At 57.5% G+C, this 21688-nt stretch carries 12 protein-coding genes; 1 reads left to right on the forward strand and 11 read right to left on the reverse strand.

The window, feature by feature from the left end:
* Positions 1-33: 33 nt before the first annotated feature.
* From VGL38_15090 to mtgA, 4 genes are all read right to left on the reverse strand, one after another.
* The gene (locus VGL38_15090; protein HEY3296755.1) at positions 34-6504 is read right to left on the reverse strand and encodes a methyltransferase domain-containing protein; all 6471 of its coding nucleotides are present in this window, start codon (positions 6502-6504) and stop codon (positions 34-36) included.
* A 107-nt stretch (positions 6505-6611) separates the two neighbouring features.
* Positions 6612-7259, reverse strand: coding sequence for a class I SAM-dependent methyltransferase (locus VGL38_15095; protein HEY3296756.1), 648 nt, complete (start codon positions 7257-7259; stop codon positions 6612-6614).
* 211 nt (positions 7260-7470) lie between these two features.
* Positions 7471-8598 (reverse strand): aminopeptidase, encoded by a 1128-nt coding sequence (locus VGL38_15100; protein ID HEY3296757.1) that lies wholly within the window; start codon positions 8596-8598, stop codon positions 7471-7473.
* Between the two features lie 163 nt (positions 8599-8761).
* Positions 8762-9454 carry a monofunctional biosynthetic peptidoglycan transglycosylase gene (mtgA, locus tag VGL38_15105; GenBank protein ID HEY3296758.1) on the reverse strand — a complete coding sequence of 231 codons (693 nt, stop codon included), beginning with the start codon at positions 9452-9454 and terminating at the stop codon, positions 8762-8764.
* A gap of 279 nt (positions 9455-9733) precedes the next feature.
* Between mtgA and VGL38_15110 the strand changes: the two genes are divergently transcribed.
* Positions 9734-10819 carry a hypothetical protein gene (locus tag VGL38_15110; GenBank protein ID HEY3296759.1) on the forward strand — a complete coding sequence of 362 codons (1086 nt, stop codon included), beginning with the start codon at positions 9734-9736 and terminating at the stop codon, positions 10817-10819.
* A gap of 72 nt (positions 10820-10891) precedes the next feature.
* Here the strand turns inward: VGL38_15110 and VGL38_15115 are convergent, their stop codons facing one another.
* The 7 genes from VGL38_15115 to VGL38_15145 form a co-directional block, all read right to left on the reverse strand.
* A complete protein-coding gene (locus tag VGL38_15115) occupies positions 10892-12415 on the reverse strand; it encodes a T9SS type A sorting domain-containing protein (protein HEY3296760.1) in 1524 nt (507 codons plus the stop codon).
* A 240-nt stretch (positions 12416-12655) separates the two neighbouring features.
* Positions 12656-13561 (reverse strand): AraC family transcriptional regulator, encoded by a 906-nt coding sequence (locus tag VGL38_15120; protein HEY3296761.1) that lies wholly within the window; start codon positions 13559-13561, stop codon positions 12656-12658.
* Between the two features lie 270 nt (positions 13562-13831).
* Positions 13832-14107, reverse strand: coding sequence for an RNA-binding protein (locus VGL38_15125; protein ID HEY3296762.1), 276 nt, complete (start codon positions 14105-14107; stop codon positions 13832-13834).
* A gap of 394 nt (positions 14108-14501) precedes the next feature.
* The gene (locus tag VGL38_15130; GenBank protein HEY3296763.1) at positions 14502-15980 is read right to left on the reverse strand and encodes a methyltransferase domain-containing protein; all 1479 of its coding nucleotides are present in this window, start codon (positions 15978-15980) and stop codon (positions 14502-14504) included.
* 711 nt (positions 15981-16691) lie between these two features.
* The gene (locus VGL38_15135) at positions 16692-18077 is read right to left on the reverse strand and encodes a pentapeptide repeat-containing protein (GenBank protein HEY3296764.1); all 1386 of its coding nucleotides are present in this window, start codon (positions 18075-18077) and stop codon (positions 16692-16694) included.
* 675 nt (positions 18078-18752) lie between these two features.
* A complete protein-coding gene (gene pckA, locus VGL38_15140) occupies positions 18753-20426 on the reverse strand; it encodes a phosphoenolpyruvate carboxykinase (ATP) (GenBank protein HEY3296765.1) in 1674 nt (557 codons plus the stop codon).
* The gene (locus tag VGL38_15145) at positions 20423-21640 is read right to left on the reverse strand and encodes a pyridoxal phosphate-dependent aminotransferase (GenBank protein ID HEY3296766.1); all 1218 of its coding nucleotides are present in this window, start codon (positions 21638-21640) and stop codon (positions 20423-20425) included. The genes pckA and VGL38_15145 overlap by 4 nt, the downstream gene beginning before the upstream one ends.
* Positions 21641-21688 lie beyond the last annotated feature (48 nt).

Consider the following 21688-nt stretch of genomic DNA (forward strand, 5'->3'; position numbering starts at 1 on the left):
CTTCGTTGCCTCCCAAACGAATCTCCTCTTTATCTATTGCACCGGCTGTCCTTGCGGGCGCATGCGCCGCTCCGGTTGCCTGCGCCGCGACAGGCTCTCCGCCACGTACACGGCGGTCTTCTCCGCGGCCTTGCGCCACGTGAACCGCTGGGCCTGAGCCTTGCCTCGTTGGGACAGATCCTCGCGCAGCGCTGGATTCTGCACAATGCTCAGCATCGCCCGCGCGATCTCTTCACTGTTCTCCGCCGCGATCATCAGAGCCGCATCGCCGCAGATCTCCACCTGTGCCGAATTGTTTCCGGCGATGACCGGCAGTCCTGACTGCATCGCATCCAGCAGACTCCGCGCCGACCCTTCCCACAAACTGGGATTCAGCAAGGCCTGAGCCTCACCACGCAACGCGGCAGCATCACTCCTCGTTGTGAATGCGAGCGCCTGAGATGGCAGCGCACAATCCTGAGCCGCCGCGAGAATGGCCTTTCGGCCCATGTCGGTGATTTCTCCGGCTATGACCAGCCGCACGTCTTCGTTCGTCACGTGCCGTGCCGCAGACAGGGCGAACAACGATCCTGCCAGATTCTCTCTATAGGCCGCGTTGCCGATCGACAGAAAGAACTTCTTTCCGCCGAGCCCCAGCCGCTGCATCACCTGCTCCGAACGACTCCGCTCCGGCTGTTGCCGGTTGACCGGCGCGCCGTGCACAATCCGCAGTCTGCCGTGGGGAATCTCCAGATAAGCTTGAAGATCCTGCGCCGTGCTCTGCGACGGACAGAGGAACAGATCGCACCGCTCCTTCAGCAGCCTGAGCAGGTGCAGGTAATGTCCCTTGTAATCCGGCGCACTCTTCAGATAGGCATCCGCAAACCGCAGAGGAACCAGATCCTCGAAAGCGGCCGCAACCAGTGGCGAAGTGACCAGCAACGAGCCCAGCATTTTGTCCGCCTGCGCATCCATCGGGTCGCACAGGTACATGCAATCCAGATCCCGTGACGCCCACTGCTGGGCAGGAAGATAGCCGCCGCGCGCATGCTGTGCCAGTTGCGCAACGGCGGGCGACAGCGGCGACGCGCCGTTACCAAACACCGTGAAATTCCAGTGGAGCCGGGCCGCCATCCACTCATTCACCACATGCCACGCATACAATTGCCCGTCGGTCATGGCATGGTCTGCCGTATCGAGGGCGCTGGCATCAATGCCGACATTCAGCGATTCACGCAGGGTCAGGCGATGGGCCGCAAGCTCGACGGCGCGCGCGCGAATCACGGCGCGCGGGGCCGGCTCATCGGTGCGGATATCCAGCAGATAGAAATCATTTTCCGGCGAGGTATCCAGCTCATAGCTGGTACAACCCGCTTCCGCCAGCAGCCGGTCCACAGTCTCGCGGTTCACCAGCCAGCGGTGCTCCACGTTGTGCACCAGCGCCGGATCGTAATTTGGCTTGTCCGCATTCGGGACCGTGACCAGCACGCGCCTGCCCACCCGCGCGCACTCGCGCAGGGCGCACACCGCATCTTCGAACTCCACGTGCTCCAGAATCTCCGGCGCCAGCACCGTATCGAACTCGTGCCTGGCAAACGGCAGCCCCTTCACCACGTCGCCGTACTGAAAGTGCACCGATGGCCGCAGCGCCTGTGCCACCGCCAGCCGTCCGCGATTAATGTCCACCGCCGCACTGCCGCCCACAGACTCGCTCACATAGCCATTGGCCGGACCGATCTCCAGAATCCGCCCTTGTGCTCTGCTCTTCAGCCATTGGACACGCTCCCGCTGCAGCGGTTCGTTGTAGATGTCATCCGGATGCGAGCGGTAGTAATGCATCATGTTCACGTCGCTCTGCGGTGGCGCGTTCAAAACGGCCCGATAGACGTCGAGAACCCTGCGGCCAACCCTATCCCAGCGCGCAGTCGCTTCAAATTCGCGGACGTTGCGCAGGAGCGTACGCGCGATAAACGGATTCGTGAGCGTCTCGTGGATCGCCAGCGTCAGATGATGCAGATCCGTCGTCTTATATGTCAGAGCGGGCGCGAAATCGAAGGTGGGAACGGAGGAGCTGACCACAGGCCGGCCACTGGCCAGCGCAATCATGGCTGCTCCCGAACTCTCGAAACGCCGCGCGCGATAATTCATGACAATCACGTCCGACGCCCGCAGCCGCCGCGCAATCTCCTCATCGCTCAGATAGGTTCCCGCAAAATGCACCGCCGCCGTCAGTCCCAGGTCGGCGGCTTTCTGCTTGCAGGCATTCAAATAGTCTTGCGAGTCCGGATTGGCTGGATGGGGTCCTCCCAGCACATGCAGGTCCGCGCCCAACGTTGCATGCACCGGTTTCATCGCCTCAATCAGTTCGAGCACTCCCTTGTGCGGCTCCACAAAGCCAAAGGTGCTGACCACCTTCTTTGCCGGATCCCATTGCAGATCCAGTTTGCTTTCGAACAGATCCCGGCTTTCCACCGCGGGCATGCCATGCGGAATCACATCCATCCGTCCCGGTGTGCCGCCCGTCGCAATCAGTTCCAATTCGTTCTGGGCATGGTGTACCAGCGCGCGATCGGCCAGCCGCACTAACTCCCCCATGGCATCGACGGTGCATTCGGTGGAATGGAACGTCACGACGACGCGCACTCCCATCGCCCGCACGGCCCGTAACACGCTGGGCAGCCAGCCATCCAGCGCAAACATTCCGCCGTGGTTCACGTGCAGCAGCGTGATTCCCAGCCTGTGAATCTGCGCCACCAGTTCATCGCCGCCATTCGCCTCGCGCGTCCAGCAACGGACAACATGGCTTGCATCCGCGCCGCGCAGCGGCACGTTCTTCTCGGAAAGAATCACCGGCTCTGTGCCCTGCGCCTGCATCGCTGCCACAAGGAATTCGGCATATGTCGCCAGGCCGCAATGCTGATTGTAGGTCGTCAACAGCGCCACGCGCAGGGATTCGGCAGGTACGCTTTTCACAGGTTGATCTCCGTCTGTAACAGGCTTCGGACAGGACACACTCTCGGCTTCCTTCGCCGGGCTTTCGGATGGAGGCGGCTCCCTCAGAAAGCCGTCCTCCCGCAGATACTTTTCGTCATCCCGCACCAGCTTGCCGCCCCATCGCTTCAGAAACAGACGGTAGTTGCCGCCGCTTTTGTCGTGCCCCTTCACCGTGCGCGATTCATAGTGGTAAATGCGGCTTGCGGGGCAATAGAACACTTTTCTCCCCGCCTCCCGCACCTTCATGCACAGATCAATGTCCTCGCAGGAATTCAGATAGGCCTCGTCGAAACCACCGAGTTGCTCGAACAGGCCTTTCTCAATCAGCATGCAGCTTCCCGCCACAAACTGGAATTCACGCGGCGTGTTCACCGCCGGATGATCAGAAGGCAATTCGTTGTTGTAGATGCTGCGTACCATGTTGTCCGCGCCGCAAATGATCCCCGCCTGCTGCACCATGCCGCTTTCGGGGAAGATCTGCAAATTGCCCACCAGCCCAATGGACGGATCCTTCTTCTGGCAGTCGAGCATCGCCGAAAGCCAGTGCGGCAGCACCGTCGTGTCATTATTCAGGAACACCAGGTGTTTGCCGCGCGCCGCCTTTGCCCCCGCGTTGCAGCCCTTGGCGAACCCGAGATTTTCCCCGCAGGATACCGTGCGCACAATCGACGGCAGCTCCGCCAAATACTGAGCGGTATCATCTGTTGAGCCGTTGTCCACCACCACCACTTCAAACGGCACAGCCTCCTTCACCGTGAACAGTGACGTAATACACTGCCGCGTGTAATTCAGGTTGTTGAACACCGGAATGATCACCGACACTTCAGGCACAGGCTCGATCCGTTTCGGTGCCTGCGCAAGCGGCGCATCCTTCAGAGTTCCGGTAAAGATAAACTGCTGTGCGGTGAGTTCATTCAGATCCGCCGGTGATACGGCGCGCAGCAGCAGCGGCCCGACGCGCACGTCCGTGGCAGCCTCCGGCAGAGTTTGCATTTCCTGCTCAAAGAGCGGATCGCGCACAATCTCCACAACCTTGGCCTCAATTCCCGCCTGCTCGAACAGCGCCTGCATGTCTTTCAGCGCAAAGAACCGTAGATGGGTCTTGTCCAGAATTCCCCACTCTTCATAGCTCCACGACCCTTCCAGCACCTTCTTCATCACGCCAAGATTGCGGATGTTCGGGATGCTGGCCACGATGCTGCCGGAAGGCTTCAGATACTGCGTCAGCTTCTTGAGGGCGAGCCACGGATTGACCAGATGCTCCAGCACATCGCCGAGCAGCAGACAGTCAAAGGATGCCTTCTCCAGCGGCAACTCCATCGTCTCGAGGTCACCGACCACTACCGACGACAGATGCTGCCTTGCCACCGCCGCCGCCGCCTCGTGAATCTCGATCCCCACCACCTCGATCCCGCGTTCCGCCCGCAGCAGCCCGCCCGTCATGCCATGCCCGCACCCCACATCGAGCACCCGCTTCGCGGTTACTGGAACCAGGTCGCACAGATTCTTCCGCGCGTTGGCATAGTAGTAGTCCGGCTTGAACTCCTGCTTGGTTGCCGCATTCTGCAGCGTTCTGGCCACGGTGCTATTATCGCTTTTCGACTTTTCGCTTTTCGCTTTTCCCCACGGCCTCTCGTGCCATTCCGCAAGAACCTGATGCGGCTGGTCAAGCAGATGGTCATAGTCCCCACGGGCAAATTCCTTTGGGTCGCGCGTGCGGTAATAGTCGTAGCGCCGCGCCCGGACTTCCGGATACATATACCCAAGGTGAATGATCTTTACGTCAATGTCGGTCTCCCGGCCGCGAATCCCCGCCGGCAGCCGCGTGCAGTGTCCGTTCTCGCGGAACGTGGTCGGCTCATAGTGCAGCGCGTAGACGTCCTGCCCCTTCAGACGGAACATCCGCGCCTGGAGGAGCTGGTTGTAAACGCCATCCGTGCGATAGTGTTCCAGATCATTCCACATAAACAGGCTCTCGATCTTGAACACTCCCACATCCGGCGGGCAGGTGCGCACGGCGTCGAAGATCCGCTGCGCCGCACTCTCCTCCAGCATCTCGTCGCCGTCGAGGTTCAATATCCAGTCCGGCTGCTGCCCGATGGCCATCTGCAGCGCCAGCATCTTGTCACGGCGCTGATCCCGTGTCGCCTCGTCCAGTCGCCTGTAGTCCACCACCGCTGGGTGCGCCGCGCAGATTTCCGGCGTATGGTCGCTCGAGCCGTCATCCAGCACGACAATGCCGTCTGCCACGCGGGCAACGCTGTCAAATACTTCCTTGATCCAGCGCTCCTCATTGCGGATGCGCATCGTGCAGATAATTCGCGGGTGCCGCGTCGCCGTCCGGTTGCGGCATACCGCCTTGAGCTGCTTGCGTTCCGGCTGCAGCACAACGTCCACCTCTTCGAAGAAGTCTCCGAGCAAACTTTCCAGCGTCTCGGCATGGAAGAACCGCAAATGCATCACGTCATAGTATGCCAGCCCGTCCGGCACTTGCACCAGCAGGGCTCCGCCCGGTTTGAGGACCCGCGCCAGATCTTTCAGAATTGGGGTGGGATGAGCGATATGCTCCAGCACATGATTGCAGAACACGGAATCGAACGACTGATCTTCGAACGGCAGCCGGTTTCCGGCGCCCAGCACAAAACGCAGACGGTTCTGCACCGCCTGCGGCTCTTTTGCCAGATGATCTTTCGCAGTGTCCAGCGCTATCTGCGAAATGTCGTAGCCGACCACCTCGCGCCCGTGGCGCGCCATCAGAATATCGATCTCACCCGTGCCGCATCCGAAGTCCAGAATGCGCCCTTGCAACTCGGTGGACTCGCAGGCTTCCTTGGTGCAGAAGTGATTCTCCCAGAAGGCCAGCGTCAGAGCTTCCGGCTGTACCTTCATCCGGCGGCGGAACGCTTCATCGTTCAGTTGACGCGTCTGCTGAAAATCGCGCATCCCCTTCGTAATCGTCGTCTTGGCGCTGACCTTGATGTTTTCAAAGCAGAGCACGGTGTTCTTGAACCACGGCAGCGTGCTGGTGCTGCGCAGATACAGAGCGGTGTCCTTGTCGAACCGCCAGACTCCGTCACGCTCAATCCGCCGAATAATCTCCTCTAGCGGTCGCTCATTGTAATGTCCCAGTCCGCCCTGCCCCGGTATCGCCCAGCTCACAATCAGGTAATCGGTCGCCGTCTTCAGCAGGTTGGTGATATAGACTTCCTGGAACTCCGCCGGAATATGTTCTCCGACTTCGAGGCTGACGACGCAGGACCGCGTGCCGATGTCAATCGGCTTGGACAGATCCAGCACACCGCACAGCCCCTCGGTAATCTGCGGTGTGTTGGGGTTGCCGTCATAGCCTGAGCAATCGAGGCCGCCGTCTTTCAGGTGTTGCACATAGTAGCCCGCGCCGCAGCCCAGATCCACCACAGTCTTGAAGTTCCGCTTGCGGCAGAAATCCACGATGGATGCGGCCAGTGTCTGGTCGTAGACCCGGTGACGGTCCGCACCTTGCCATATTCCGGTCTTGGGATCAATATTCATAGTGCGTAACTCGCATAGACGGGTTCATGACGTGCCGCAGGCTCGTAGGTTAGCCTGCGAACACGCCTGTAGGTTACAAACGGCAGAAGCAGAGAAATCTGTTCCCTTTACACTCGTATGCGCCAGGAGGTCGGCGCGACAAACTCAGCGGTCGGAAGACATTCATTCACCGCCTTCACCAGTCCGGGACTGTTTTCCTTATTGTAATCGTGGCCGGCAAGAATCCCCCCGGGCTTGACCTTCGGCCGCCACGCGATGATGTCCTTCTTCACGTTCTCATAGTCATGAGCGGCGTCGATAAACACGAAGTCCAGTGAACGGTCCGGATAAAGCTTGACCGCCTCCAGCGACGGCAACTTGATCGGTGTGAGGGCATGCAGCACCGGCCACACGTTGGCCAGAAAATTCGGATACATGGTTCCATATTTGACCAGATTCGGATCTGTGCTTTCACTGCCTTGACGCGGCCACGTGCCTTCCCACGTGTCAATCGCGTCGAACGTGATGGCTTTCCCCGAATTGATAATCTCCACCGCCATAAACGCGGCGCTCCGGCCATACCAGGAGCCGATCTCCACAAAATGAGCCGGGCCGTCGAATTCGGCCACTGCTTCCAGATAGATGTTTTCGAAATCGAAAAATCCGGGAATCTGCTGGAAAATATGCGGCATGTTCACTCGAGTTTCCGGGCGACTGATAATGGCGTTGCTCGCGGTCTCCCGGACAGGCGCGGGCGGTCTCTTCAGGACCAGCATGGACGTTCTCCCGATGACAAGTGGTTGGGACTATCGCCTTGTCTTTTTGCAAGAAATACACCAGCCGCCTCAATTTTTGTAAGACTTTAATAATAATAGACTGCCATGTCCAGTTCCAGCCATCTACGGGCAAGAACTTGCCGCATCAGAGCACAAAAAAGCCGCCTTGTCCGAAGACAAGGCGGCTTTGAGTAGCCGTTCAGAAATTCTGTCAGTCTTTGCGCAGATTCTCGGGATTCAAGCCCACAAAGGCTTCGTGGACGAACTTGCCATCCTTGCGGATCAGCACGTCGTCGAACCAGATCTCGCCGCCGCCCTTCTCCGGGCGCTGGATCAGCACCAGATCCCAGTGAATTGCGCTGCGGTTGCCGTTGTCCGCTTCGTTCTCGTAGGCATTGCCCGGCGTAAAATGGAAGGAACCGGAGATCTTCTCGTCAAAGAGAATATCATCCATCGCTTCTTCCACGTAGGGATGGAAGCCCAGCGCAAATTCGCCGATGTAGCGCGCGCCTTCGTCCGTATCCAGAATATTGTTCAGCCGCTTAGAATCGTTGGCCGTCGCCTCGACAATCTTGCCCTTCTTAAAGGTGAATTTCACGTTCTCGAAGGTGAAACCACGATTGGAAGACGGCGCATTGTACTGAATCACGCCTTCAATCGAATCCCGCACCGGAGCCGTAAAGATCTCCAGATCGGGAATATTGAAATGGCCGTCGCATTTCTTGGCCGGAATACCCTTGATCGAGAACTTCAGATCCGTGCCCGGGCCCTTGATATGCACACGGTCGGTCTTCATCATGTACTCGACGACGGGATCCATCGCCTTGGAGGCTTTGGCCCAGTCCACCTTGGTGCAAACCTTGTAAAAGAAATCTTCGAAGGATTCCATCGACATCTTGGCCATCTGCGCCATCTGCGGCGACGGGAAGCGCAGCACCACCCACTTGGTGTGGGCGACGCGCTGATCGAGATGCACCGGCTGCAGCCATAGGCGCTCGTACAGGCCCATGTTGTCGCCGGGCACATCGGACAATTCCTTGGCGTTGAAAATGCCGCGCACACCGATGTACGCCTGCATCTTCTTCATGCGGTAGAGTTCGCAGTCGGCAATCAGCTTCATGCGTTCTTCGGTCGCATTCATGTACAGTTTGCGCTGCACCAGTTGCGATTTCATTTCGATCACGGGCACACCGCCCGCATCGCAGATCTCCTGCACCAGCACGGCAACAAATTCATCCGGAACATCGCTCGCTTCGACGAGGACATGATCGCCGGGCTTTACGAACGTGGAGTAACGCACTAAAACACGCGCTAAATCTGAATAACGTGGATCTGCCATGGATTATCCTTACAGTTTCCCTGACCAGTTGCAACACCTTGGCTGCGCAGCACAACCCTGAAAACGGTGCTCAATATACCACTTCTGTCTGACATTTTCAACAGTTAACGCCCGGCCCCGCATAAACCTCGCGCAGTTGATCAGCAATGCCATCAGCTTTGTGTCAAAAACTGCTGTCCTGCACCGCATTTCCGCCGCCGATAATCCGCGCAATATTCCCCGCGCGGCGGTTGACATAGCTGCCGCCGGTCCGGTAGCGCAGCGGAGAGGGAATAATCGCCGCCAGTTGACAGCATTGGTACAGGGAAAGCTGGCGCGCCGAAATGTTGAAGTAGTGCCGCGCGGCCTCCTCAATCCCGAAGACTCCCGGACCGAACTCAATGCTGTTCAAATACAGTTCGAGAATCCTGTCCTTGGGCAGCAGCAACTCCATGAACGCCGTAATCACCGCCTCGCGGCCTTTGCGCCAGTAGCTGCGGCTGGGCGACAGATACAAATTTTTAGCAAGCTGCTGGGTAATCGTGCTGCCGCCGCGTTTGATGCGTTCCTTCTTTTCATTCAGTTCGTGGGCCTTGCGCATCGCGTCCCAGTCGAAGCCGTGGTGCTGGTAAAAGCCGTCATCCTCGGCAGCCACCACTGCGGCCTTCATGGGCGGTGAGATGGCCTTGAGCGGAATCCACGTATGGTGAATCTGGAGGTCCTTGCCCTGCGCTTTTGCCTCCCGCACGCGCATCCGCATCCATGCCGTGGTTTTCGGATCATGCCAGCGCAGCAAGAGCACCTGCACAAAGGTGGTGACCAATGTGGCGATAATTACATAGACAGTCAGAAGCAGGATTTTGCGGAAAAGGGGCACGAATGGAAGTGAAATTTGTGGACGGGAGCCCGCCAATTAGACGGGGAGGATGAACTACAATTTAGTGAATCAGACGGAAATTTCAAATATCTGCCAATAGACGGTCTGCCCATGCGGTGCCGGACGCCATTCCGGTGACGTGCCAGCCCGCTGCACGGCGGCAGAGAATCTCTCACGGCAAGCTTGTATTTGGGCTGGGCAGGCATTACATTCTTGGAGTCGATATTTGAAGGAGGTCAAACGGTCGTGAAAAGGGTATTGTGTTGCACCTTACTGGTCTTGACTCTCACTATCCCGATGGAATCGGCTCGGGCGGAAGATCGGGACAGTGTCCTCGCCTTTCAGCGTATGGAGGAATCGCACGAGCATGCCTTCAGCTACCTTCTGCCTTTCGGCTGGATCTCCCATGGCGGTGTGGTGCGCAGAGATCCTCTGGCGCCGTCGGTCAATCCCATGTATGCCGCGCCGCAAATGGATTTCACCTTAGAGCGTGACAGTGTGGGCAGCGCCATGATCCGTTGGATGCCCAACATTGTCTACTACGATACGCGTCGGGCACGCATCTCCGGTTCACAGCTCTTCCCACCGGGCAGCACCTATCAGGGAATGCTGGTCTACCCCAAGATGAACGCCGCCAAGTACGTGATGGACCTCGCGCTCCGCGTCGCTCATCCAACGGCGGTGAACATCCGAATCCTTGATCGGCAATCCCTCGGAAAACTGTCCCGGGCACACAACAGGCTGGTGCGCGGCGGGCCGGAGAAGCTGACATACAGCTATGACGCGGCCACACTACTGCTCACCTATGATGAAGGCGGCGTGACCTACAAAGAGCGCTGGCTGGCCGTAATTGAAGACCGGGGAGAGATGGGCGGCGGGCAATGGGGCAACAAGGAGACCGTGTTCTATCGTGCTCCTGTTGCGGAGTTCGATGGTCTCGTTTCCGTCTTTGAAGTCGCGTTCGCTTCCATCAGCGGCAACCCGGACTGGGCGGCCACGGAGATGCAGACGGATTCGGCACAGGCGGATGTCGCATTGCAGACAAGACGGAATCTGGACGATCCGAGCCATCGCATGACCATGCACCAGCGGCAGATTTCGGATCTGGTCCACTCCGCCCTCTTCAGTGCCCCCGGCGAGCATCTGCGGTACCTTAATCCCTTTACCGGCGCTCCGGAGCGCGGGGCTTCGGCGTGGCGATACCGCTGGGTAAACCCGATGTCGGACGTGCTGTTCAGCAACGATTCCAGCTACGTGCCGGATGTCGACGTCCGCTTCGCCGGCCGTCAGTTCAAGCGCTGCGAATCGTCGCCCGACTCTGTCCACACGTCAAGGCCTGTTCCAGCCTCCTTGCAAAGCAAATAGATAGTGATTTGGGCGGAAACAGGAGAGGGCGACATGCAAATGTCGCCCTCTCGTCATTCTGTCTGTCGGAATCTACTTGACCAGCAGCAATTTCTGAGTCAGATTCACCGATCCTGCCTGAAGCTGTGCAATGTAAATTCCCGAAGGCAAACTGCCCGCATCGAAGGCGATCTGGTGCCTTCCCGCCGCATACGGCGCATCGGCCAGGGTCCGCACCAGCTTGCCGGTCAGATCAAACACCTTCACGCTCACCCGCTGTGCTTCGGGCAGGCTCAAGTCCAGCGTGGTTGTCGGGTTGAAAGGGTTGGGATATGCCGCCAAGGCATAGTCATGAATCAGTGCCGAACGGCCTGCACTGGCGCTGCGCACCAAATCCCGGTGCAGTGTGCGCTCGCCGGATATGCTGACATCGGCCAAGTAATACCAGTACGTTCGGCCCGGCTCCACCGTGTTATCCTGGTAGCTGTAGGTCTGTTCCGTCGCCGAATTCCCTTGACTGGCAAGCTGCGCAATCTTCGCATAATTGCCGTCAGCGCTTTCCGCGCGGTAGATCTCGAAATACTGGTTGCCGTGCTCCGAAGCCGTAACCAGGCGAAGCTGCACGGCTTCTTCGACAGGTTCCGCCGTGAAGGCCGTGAGTTCAACCGGCCAGGGGCCATCCACCACACCCGTGCTGTCGCCCACACGCCAATGCACTTCATCATTGCAGAGCGCATTGGTCAGGACAAAGGTCGCCAGTGAATTACCCACCATGGCAAACGGAGAAGAGAAGATGATCGAATCACCGTGCGACGTCACACTCCAGTTTGCCAGTTGCGCATCGCCCGTCACGGAGCCAACGGTTCCATGGCACACCGGCGAGAAAGAAAATCGCCGAATGATACCGCCGACATGATTCAACTGGTAGTGCCACTCATGCGGGCTGGTGGAAATCAGGGATACATAACCGCGGTTTGGTCCCTCAATCGGGGCCACGCCCGCGCGAATCAGAAAGTTGCCGCCAGCGGGAGTAAATGCTCCGTTGTGTCCGGCAGTGCCAATGGCATAGCGATCGGACTGGGGGGCAAAATTGAGGAGAAATTGCCAACCCTGATTCTGGGGACCACCCACCTGCGGCCCCATGACCACGAAGAAGTCCTCACTTGCTCCAAACGCCAGCGGTGCGGGCAGATCAAAATCATTCCATACAGGAAACTGCAGGTCGTTTCCGAAATGCACGACGCTGCCGGGCATACGGAACGCCTGCATCAGCAATCCCGGATTTCCGTTGTTGTTGGCATACACGTAAACGGAACATGGGTTGGCCACGTTGTTCGGGTTGTTGGCCACAAAATACAGGCTGCGCAGTTCCAGATTGTACGGTGCCGTAAAGCGAATGCGCGTCCACAAATTCGGGCTGGTGTAAAATGCCTGAACCTCACCGTTGTCATAAAACAAGGAGTCCGGTTGCGGACTGTCCAGAGACGGCCGTGCGTGCGATACCGTCGGTGTGGCTGTGATTCGGCACAGGCCATTATTCTCCGTGGCGGCACAGGTCAGTACTGTTAATAAAACAGCAAGTACGAGAGGCACAAAAGTGATCCATAACTTCTTCATGGTGAACCTCCGGCTAAGTTGGTGGTGCAGGAATGCTTTCAAGCTTCCCATTTTGGAAGATAACCGGAAACCTCAAGTTCGCAAGCCGGATTCGCCTTTGGCGTAATATTTCCGGGATATTTAGTGCAAGCGCTAATTATATGAAGTATACCCATAGCATACCTGATAATCCTGTAAGAGCGACCCCGGACCGGTTCACAACCGGCCCGGGGTCGAAGCAGCAAACGATAAGTACGGAGCTTAACCGACTTTTTCTACGGGGAGATAGATTTCCGTCAGCAGGTCCTCCGGCTTGGCGACACTGGGGTCCTTCTTGTAAATTTCGAAGGGCGGCAGCGAGCGCAGCCGGTAGCCGTTTTGCGGCGCCCATTGGCCGCACAGATAGGAATAGGTCTCGCCGAGGCGTTCATAAGGACCCTTGTGCATGGTAATCGCATAGTCTCCGCCGCCCAGTTCCTGTACTCCGAAATCGCCTTCCGGTTCAACTTCCTGTTGCACCACCAGACAGGCATCGTAGCGCACCTTGTCCGGCGGCGTGATCTCCGGGTCATCATGGCTGATACCGATCAGCACCGGCTGGCTGCGCATCAGGCCCTTGCGTCCTGCCCAACTGCACAGTTTGCCCCACGCCTGTCCGGCGGATTGCGTGTATGGACCATTGACGCGCACAAAGACGACTTTCATGGGCGGTACATTTCTGACGTTCACATCCATCTCAAGAACTCCTTTGCGGATAGGTTCAAAATCCTGCAACACTGTCTGAGGATGGTAACCGATTCCTGACGGCAAGCTTTGAATTTTCGCTGCACAGTCCTTGCGGAACTCCGTGGGCGGCATGCCGAAGCGCATGCGGAAAGCGCGGATGAACGCATCGAGAGTCTCATAGCCGGCCTCAAAGGCAATCGCCGTGACCTGTTCCTCGCTTTGCTTAAGCCGCTGGGCGGCGCGTTCGAGCCGTAGACGGCGGCAGTGTTCCATGACGCCTTCGCCCAGCATCCCGCGGAACACACGGTGAAAGTGGAACGGCGAGAAATTGGCGATGGACGCCAGATCATCCAGCGATACGGCTTCGTCGAGATGGTTCTGGATATGCACCAGCACGCGCAGCATGCGCTCTTTGTAATCTTGTTCGGTGTTTGTTTTCATTCGGCAGGTGTGTTGTGTGTCATCCTCGGGAGACAAGATAGCAAAGCCGCCTGCGTTTCGCCCGTCCGTTCTTGCTGATTTCTTAAGGACCATGACTAAGGATGGCTCGGCAATGAACGAGCTTCAAGGGAAAGCGGGGTAAGTGCTGCAGGCAGGATGAGTGGAGGCGGGACAGGATGAATCCCCTCCTCCCCCGGTGAAACGAAGGAAGGAAAAAGAAAGGGCTGACCCTTGCGGGGTCAGCCCTTGACGTCTAACCGTCAGAACGATTTAGTAGCGTTCGCGGCGGGCGGGACGGTCGGTCTTCGGCTTGGCTTCATTGACAACCAAGCGGCGGCCGGCGGTTTCCGTCTCATTCAAAGCGCCAATGGCGTTGCGCGCTTCGTCATCGTTCGGCATTTCGACAAAGCCGAAACCTTTGCTGCGACCACTCATGCGATCCATGACGACGCTGGCGCGGTCAACCTTGCCATGCGCTTCGAACATGTTGCGAAGATCGTCTTCGGTGGTGGAGTAGGACAAGTTGCCTACGTAAATGTTAACCATGATCCAATCCTTCTCGACTTGGGGGACAGTACCCCCGATAATGCCACCTGTTTACCTATCGCCAAGCCGAAAAAGGACCTGAAAACCAAAACCTTCTCGTGACAGAGGCCTGCGAAGAGCCCCGAGGGGGGCAACTGTTTTCAGTGAAACCGGAGCAAAATCTCCGGGTCCACATGAGAACTAAATATACTCGAAAAAAGGCCGAGATGCAATAAAAAACTTAGAGACAGAAAGGGCATGATTCGTTATGATCATGCCGCATAATTTACGTATATAACTCCAATCGAGCTATATTTCATCGAACGCAGGAGGCTGGCGCAAGATTATGCGCTACGACGCCTCCCGCCTGTGGGCCGTCCGCGTTGTGCTCCTGTTTGCCCCCACAGCCGCCAAACTACCCGCAGAGGGCGAGGAACATCCTGTCCTGATCGGGGGTGAGACGCGAGGATTGGGCGGGCGGCGTCGCCGGCGCAGCACGGCGTGATCGGTCCCGCCACTCCTCGATGATCATGCAGGGCTGGTCCAGCAGATGATCATAATAGCCCTGTGCGGCGTGGCGCGGATCCTGTTTGCAGTACCAGGCATGTTTGCGGGCACGATCCTCGCGATCCATGTAACCGAGATGCTTGATGCGGACGTCCGCCTCCACGGCGCGGCCACGAAGGTTGGGGGGCACGCTCTCGCAATGAAGATTTCCGCCATAACCCGACGGTGCGAATGACAGGGAATCGGCATTCTGTCCGGCCACGGAGAACAGCCGATGGTGGACGATACGACGGTAGATGCCGTCTGCGCGATAGTGCTGCAGATCATTCCACATGTAGAGGAAGCCGACGTCCAGCGTGGATACGCCGGGCGGACAGGAGCGGATCGCGGCGAAGATCCGCTGCGCAGCGCCATCCTCCAGAATTTCGTCGCCGTCCATGCAGAGGACCCAATCCGGATGATGACTGAGCGCCATTTTCAACAGGAGATTCTTGTCGCGGACTTCGTCGAGTTGGGGATTCCTTCCGTAACGATATTCGATGACCGCCGGATGAGCGCGACAGATGGCGGGAGTGCTGTCCGAGGAGCCGTCATCGTAGATCACGATTCCATCGGCCACGAGCGCGATCTGATCCAGCACGTCCTTCAGCCAGCGCTCTTCATTCTTGATGCGCATCTGGCAAATGATGCGGGGATAACGCCTGGCCTCCGGATTAGAGCAGCGCACGCTCAGTTGCCGGTTTCCGTCAAGAATGCTAAGTTGCAGGTCATCGAAATAGTTTGCCAGCAGCGAGGTCAGGCTGTCCTCGGAGAAATGGTGAACGTGCGTCGGATCGTCGAAGGCATGACCCAGAGGAGTCATCGCCAGCAGGGTACCGCCCGGCTTCAGCACCCGCGCGATCTCTTTTAAGAGTGGCGTGGGGTGAGCAATATGTTCCAGCACATGAGAGAGCAGCACCGAATCGAATTCCCTGTCGGCAAACGGCAGAGGACCGGGGGTGCCAAGGACGGTGCGCATCGCCCGCTGCAGGGCAGGCGATTCGTGGCGCAGATGCTCTTCGGCAATGCGCAGTCCGGCCGGAGAGAGATCGTAGGCGGTCACATCGAAACCGGAGCGGGCCAGATGAATGTCGATCTCTCCCGTACCGCAGCCGACATCCAGCACTCGCCGCCCCAGCATCCCCGGGCATCGCGCTTCGAGTGTGCAGGGATGGCGGGTCCAAAAATCGAGTGTCAGCGCCTCGGGATGCTGTAGGGCGCGCGTGCGGAACACGGTATCATACACATCGGCGACGCTGCAGCCGTCGTGCGGCGACCAAAGGTCGCGCCGGAAATCCGTGATGAATTGCGGCGCAGATTCCTGCCGGTTTTCAAATGTAAAAGCCATGTGGCCCTGCCATGTGAGATTTCTGGTAGTGATCCGGTCCTGAACCGTCCGCACCAGGAATTGGCAAGGCCTGTACCTCTACCCCGCTTCGTGTTTTAGCACAAGATGAGAAATCACACTGCCCCCTATGGTGTGGGAGAATCTCAACCGCAGGTTTCCGTTATCCCGCCGTAGGCTCCGTGCTTCCGCGCAGCGCGGCGGATACTGTCTTAACAGGAAAATGTTTTTATACCAAACGAACCCCCTTACCTCAAGAAAATGCTGAAAATCTGAAAGACTGAAAGGCTGAAATGATGAAGAAAGACGGGGTTCATAAGGCTGAATATTGCGATGAATGGTTTGTGTGCTCTGTTCCGCCGTGCGAACAGGTTTTCACAGCGGGGATGACTATGAAGATACTATGAGAATGGCCGAAAGACAACGGGAGAATGCGGAGAGTGTTGCTTCAGAATCTTTGTGGGGTTAGGCAGGGAGACAAGCGGATCGGGCAGGGCGGAATGAGTGATTCTGTTTGGCTTGGATCCGTGCGGAAAATGACGAGAGTTGAAGGAGAGTCAGCAGTGGGCGAGGCAAGCCTCTCTTTCAAACGCTGAAACGCTGAAAAGCCGAAATGCTGAAATGAAGACGAAACGCCGTGCTGCCGCCGTCTATTCCGGGTATTTGAAGCGCCAATACCACCCGTAGCTACTTCCGGCGGCCTCCGGCCGCCTCTTATTCTGAATGTTTGAAGCGCCGACGAATGGCGAAGATGAAGAGGGTTACGAGAGTGGCGGTGAGGGCGGTTTGTACAATCGCTACCGTCGAAACCACGAGCCGCGCAAAGCTCCCCGCACCGCTGGTGTCCACCTCTCGCGAGAACCATGAACGATCCAGACTTACCACGCGCATTGCTGCCACAAGGCTGTCCCATGCCGTGCGCAAGTCCCAATTGCGAGGCAAGACAAAGAAATCGCCATACATGAACCCGCCATAGACCCAAGCGCACACAACGAGTAGTACTCCAGCAATCCATGCAGGACGCCAGATGCTGCCCCCGAAGTTGGAAGCGGCTTTGTAGAGTTGTAGAAGCCACCTGGATCTCCAGAGCTTAACTACTTGCTTGGCTGCCATGAGACGGGCCTCGAAAATACCTCGTTCGAAGTCGTTGGCTCCAGGATGATCGAGGTCGCCACGGTAACGGATGGTCAATTGCTGGTAGGTGACGGCTATGTCATTCCAGTTACTTGACCGTTTATCACCCTTAGGGTGTGCTCGCTCGAGCAATTCGTCTCCGGATACGCGTCTACTCTTATAGATCGGCCATTGGACGTTACGAAACTTTATGAGCCGACAATCAGTGCCTGTCAAAAACAGACGTTGCGCTGGCCCAGCGCTATGTTCAACTGAAGTATTACATACTGTCAAGCCACATTGGTCATGAAGAGGGAGGTCGCGCAAATCAAGAATCGAATCTTCGCTCGGCACGAATTCGAGATTTTCGAACACCAGAGCGCCTTGCGTAAGACGATTTCCATCGAGATCATAAGTCTTCCCACTGCCCGGCCAAGTTAGCTTAACACTGCCGAGAATCTTGGTTCTGACAAATTTCGCATCATGACGGAACCGAGCGTGCGCAACATCAAGAAAGTTGCTCAATTGGATATCAATAAAGTGGGCATCATTCTCGAATGATACATCCTGAAACGATACTCCTTTCTCGAAAACAGTCTCTTGAAATAATGCCAGCTCTGTGAAACGTGCCTTGTCAAATTTAGCTCTTACTTGGAAATGTGTTCCTTTGAAACTTACCTTGCAAAAGAACTTTGTGCGTTCAAAATCAGCGCCATCCACAAATACAGCAGCGTCGAATTTGACGTCGCGGTAGATTTCGATTCCTCGAAACAGGACGGTCCATTCCGTGCCCACGAACACCCACCCGTTGAAGTCGAACTTGTTCTGCGTCTTGAGCCATGCTGCGATTTCGGTCTGCGCATAAGCTCGAAACTTGGACGCAGCCTTCTTCTCGCAGTGAAAGATGCACTTGTCCGTTTGCGGGAAGTTGGAGTTCTGGTAGATGGGGCGGTGGCAGCCCTCGTAGGCACAGGTTTGTTCGGGCATGGGGATATGCGTTTGATTAAGGTTCTTGGGTGATGGTTGGAAGAAGACTGTCCGGTCTGAGCCTCGAAGCTGAGGTCCTTCAGCGCTACGCGCTTCAGGATGACAAGGTGTTTTGGGGTGCGCTTGCGGTGTGTGCATTTCGGTCCCCGAGAGATCCTGCACCCCGAAGACGGGTTGCAGGATGACAATGTTTGGGGGTTTGCCGCTGGGGTTTGGCAGGCGACGCCGTCGGTCCTTACACACAATCGTTCACGCAAAGACAACGTAAAGACGAAGCTGAGGTCCTTCAGCGCTGCGCGCTTCAGGTTGAAGACTCCGGTGGAGTCCACGGACTCTAACGAGATGACAAGGTTGCGGGGTACGCGATTATCTGCAAATGTAGGTCCCCGAGAGATCCTGCAACCCGAAGACGGGTTGCAGGATGACAAGGCTTGGGTGGCGGCGCGGACATGGCGAGCCTTGGCCATGCAACCAATCATCAGCGGTATGCCGACATGAAGATGAACCCGAGGTTCTTCCGCGCGGAGACACGCGTCAGAATGACAAGGATGCGAGATTGGCGCTGGGGTTTGGGATTCCGTTCCGAAGACGGAACGGAATGACACGTGTGGGAGGGTTCGGTGTACAAACGGGGCGGCATTGCTGCCGCCCCGTTAACAGGTCAATCGTTAAAGGTCACTTCGCCGGTTGGGGGATGGGGATGGTACGGTCGATCTTGGGACCGGCGGCGCGGACTTCGGGGGGACAGCCTTCCTGGAACTTCTTGAAGTTCTCGATGAAGCGGCTGGCCAGATCGCGATAGGCGGCATCGTACTCGGCCTTGTTCGGCCAGGCCTTGGAAGGATACAGCACATCGTTCGGCACATCGGGACAGGTCTTGGGAACATGGAAGCCGAACACCGGATCGATGTAGTATTCCACGTCCTTCAACTTGCCGTCGAGGGCCGCGTTCAGCAGGTTGCGCGTGTGGCGGATGGAGATACGCTTGCCCACGCCATACTTGCCGCCTACCCAGCCGGTGTTCACCAGCCAGCAGTCGACCTCGTGCTTCAGAATCTTGTTCTTCAGCAGTTCGGCATACTTGTACGGCGGCAGCACCATGAACGGCGCACCGTAGCAGGTGGAGAAGGTGATTTCCGGCTCGTCGGACAGACCGACTTCGGTGCCGGCGATCTTGGCCGTGTAGCCGCTGATGAAGTGGTACATGGCCTGCTCCACCGTCAGCTTGGCGATGGGAGGCATCACGCCCGACGCGTCGCACGTGAGCATGATGATATTCTTCGGATGGCCGCCGAGCTTCTCGGGAACGGAATTGTCGATGTTCGACAGCGGATAGGACGCGCGCGTGTTCTCGGTGATGGCTTCATCATCGAGGTCGATGTTGCGCGTGACAGGATCATAGATCACATTTTCCAGCACCGAGCCGAACTTGCGCGTACAGGCGTAAATTTCGGGTTCGGCGGTGGCGGACAGGCCGATCACCTTGGCGTAGCAGCCGTTTTCATAGTTGAACACGCCTTCGTCGCTCCAGCCGTGCTCATCGTCGCCGATAAGGTAGCGGTTGGGATCGGCTGACAGCGTGGTCTTGCCGGTGCCGGACAGGCCGAAGAAGATCGCCGTGCTCTTGTCCTTGCCCATGTTGGCGGAGCAGTGCATGGACATGACGCCCTGCATCGGCATCAGGTAGTTCATAATGGTGAACACGGCCTTCTTGATTTCGCCCGCGTACGCCGTGTTGCCGATGATACAGATCTTCTGGTCGAAGTTGAGCAGGATGAACGTGTTGCCGGGAGTCATGTCAATCTGCGGGAACGCCTTGAAAGACGGCACGCTGATGACGGTGAACTCGGGAACGAAGCGCTGATACTCTTCGCGCGTCGGACAGGGAATGAGCATCGTGCGGGCAAACATGCTGTGCCACGCCAGCTCGGTAATCACCCGCGTGGGCAGGCGGTAGTTGGGATCGGCTCCGGCGTAGCAGTCCTGCACGAACAGATCGCGGCCCTGCAAAAAGCCCAGCAGACGGTCGTAGACTTCGTTGAACTTGTCGGGATTGAAGGGACGGTTATATTCACCCCACCAGACGTGGGAGCCGGTGGTCTCTTCCTTCACCACGAACTTGTCATTGGCGCTGCGCGCGGTGTGCTTGCCGGTGTTGACGATGATCGGACCGTTGTAGGAGATCTGCGCTTCACGGCGGAAGACGATTTCTTCATACAACGCTTCAACCGGCAGATTCCAGTACACCTGATGCAGATTCGTCAGGCCAATAGTATCGAGGCCGAGAAAGGCCTTCTGCACCAGCGCCTCTTTTTGCGCCGGCGACTTGATGTCTAAGATATTGTTCATAACCAGTCCCTCACCATCTTGCGGTCGCCGATGAAGATTTCATTGGGCGATTGCGGGTCGAGCACCCACTTGATGCGTTCGATGCCTTCCTTGATGTCCTTCACCGAGCCGCAGTAAGACAGGCGCAAATGGCCTTCCATGCCGAACTCCTTGCCGGGAACCGTGACGACGCGCGCCTTGTCGAGCAGCATCTTGCAGAGTTTCAGCGAGTCGGGCTGCCAGGCGGAAAAATCGGGCAGACAGTAATAGGTTCCATCGGGAGCGCTGAGATGCACGCCGCGGAACGCCTTCAACTCATTGACCATCACATTGCGGTTGTTCTCGAGCATCATGCGCAGGCTCTCGGTCACCGACTGCACGCCGAGGAGTGCACCTTCCGCCGCCGCCTGCTGCACAAGGGACGCCGTGGTGGTCGTCTGCCCCTGCACATTGATCATGATCTCGACCATCTTGCGCGGCGCAACCGTCCAGCCGATGCGGAAGCCGGTCATGCCGTAGAGCTTGGAGACACCGTTGATCGACACGATGTGGGTGTTCTCCAGATCCTTGGTCGTATACTGGTAGGGGTTCGCCCACTTCTTTCCGGAAAAAACCAGCTTGTGGTAGATGTCGTCCGAAATATAGAAGATCCCCTTCTCCTCACAGAACTCCACCAACTCCTGAGTGAATTTCTCGGAGTAGATCGCGCCCGAGGGATTGTTCGGGCTGTTGACGATGATGGCCTTGGTGTAGGAGGTGACGACCTTCTTGATGTCCTCCATGCGGGGATAGAAGCTGCCGTCTTCCGGGGTGACGATGACGGGGACGCCGTAGAGCATCTTGATCATTTCCGGATAGCTCACCCAGTAAGGGGCGAGGACGATGACTTCATCCTGCGGATTGAGGATGGTATACAGCAGGTTGTACAAGGCCTGCTTGGCGCCCGAGGAGACGATGACGTTCTCAGGAGCCGGCACCCGGTCATAGTTCTCTTCCGTGTAGCGGATAATGGCTTTACGGAGGGAAGGAGTGCCTTCGGTGGGAGTGTACTTAATATCGCCGGCCGTGAGTTTGGCCGCACTGGCCAAAATGGCAGCGATGGGGGCTTTGTTTTTGGGTTCTCCCGCGCCCAGATGAATGACGGCCTCGCCCTTCTCCCGCAGGATGCGCGCTTCTTCGTTCAGCGCCAGCGTGGGAGACGGGGCAATAGCCCGGGCAAGTGTGCTTAAGCTCATATGCGAACCAACTTTAGGACAGTAGGCGAATTCGGTCTTTGAGAAGAA

This window comes from bacterium, from assembly GCA_036504735.1.
Lineage (GTDB): Bacteria > Electryoneota > RPQS01 > RPQS01 > RPQS01 > DASXUQ01.

Coding starts and splice junctions, on each gene's coding strand:
- VGL38_15090 (HEY3296755.1), bottom strand. CDS start 6,504: ATGAATATTGATCCCAAGACCGGAATATGGCAAGGTGCGGACCGTCAC.
- VGL38_15095 (HEY3296756.1), bottom strand. CDS start 7,259: ATGCTGGTCCTGAAGAGACCGCCCGCGCCTGTCCGGGAGACCGCGAGC.
- VGL38_15100 (HEY3296757.1), bottom strand. CDS start 8,598: ATGGCAGATCCACGTTATTCAGATTTAGCGCGTGTTTTAGTGCGTTAC.
- VGL38_15115 (HEY3296760.1), bottom strand. CDS start 12,415: ATGAAGAAGTTATGGATCACTTTTGTGCCTCTCGTACTTGCTGTTTTA.
- VGL38_15120 (HEY3296761.1), bottom strand. CDS start 13,561: ATGAAAACAAACACCGAACAAGATTACAAAGAGCGCATGCTGCGCGTG.
- VGL38_15125 (HEY3296762.1), bottom strand. CDS start 14,107: ATGGTTAACATTTACGTAGGCAACTTGTCCTACTCCACCACCGAAGAC.
- VGL38_15130 (HEY3296763.1), bottom strand. CDS start 15,980: ATGGCTTTTACATTTGAAAACCGGCAGGAATCTGCGCCGCAATTCATC.
- VGL38_15135 (HEY3296764.1), bottom strand. CDS start 18,077: ATGCCCGAACAAACCTGTGCCTACGAGGGCTGCCACCGCCCCATCTAC.
- pckA (HEY3296765.1), bottom strand. CDS start 20,426: ATGAACAATATCTTAGACATCAAGTCGCCGGCGCAAAAAGAGGCGCTG.
- VGL38_15145 (HEY3296766.1), bottom strand. CDS start 21,640: ATGAGCTTAAGCACACTTGCCCGGGCTATTGCCCCGTCTCCCACGCTG.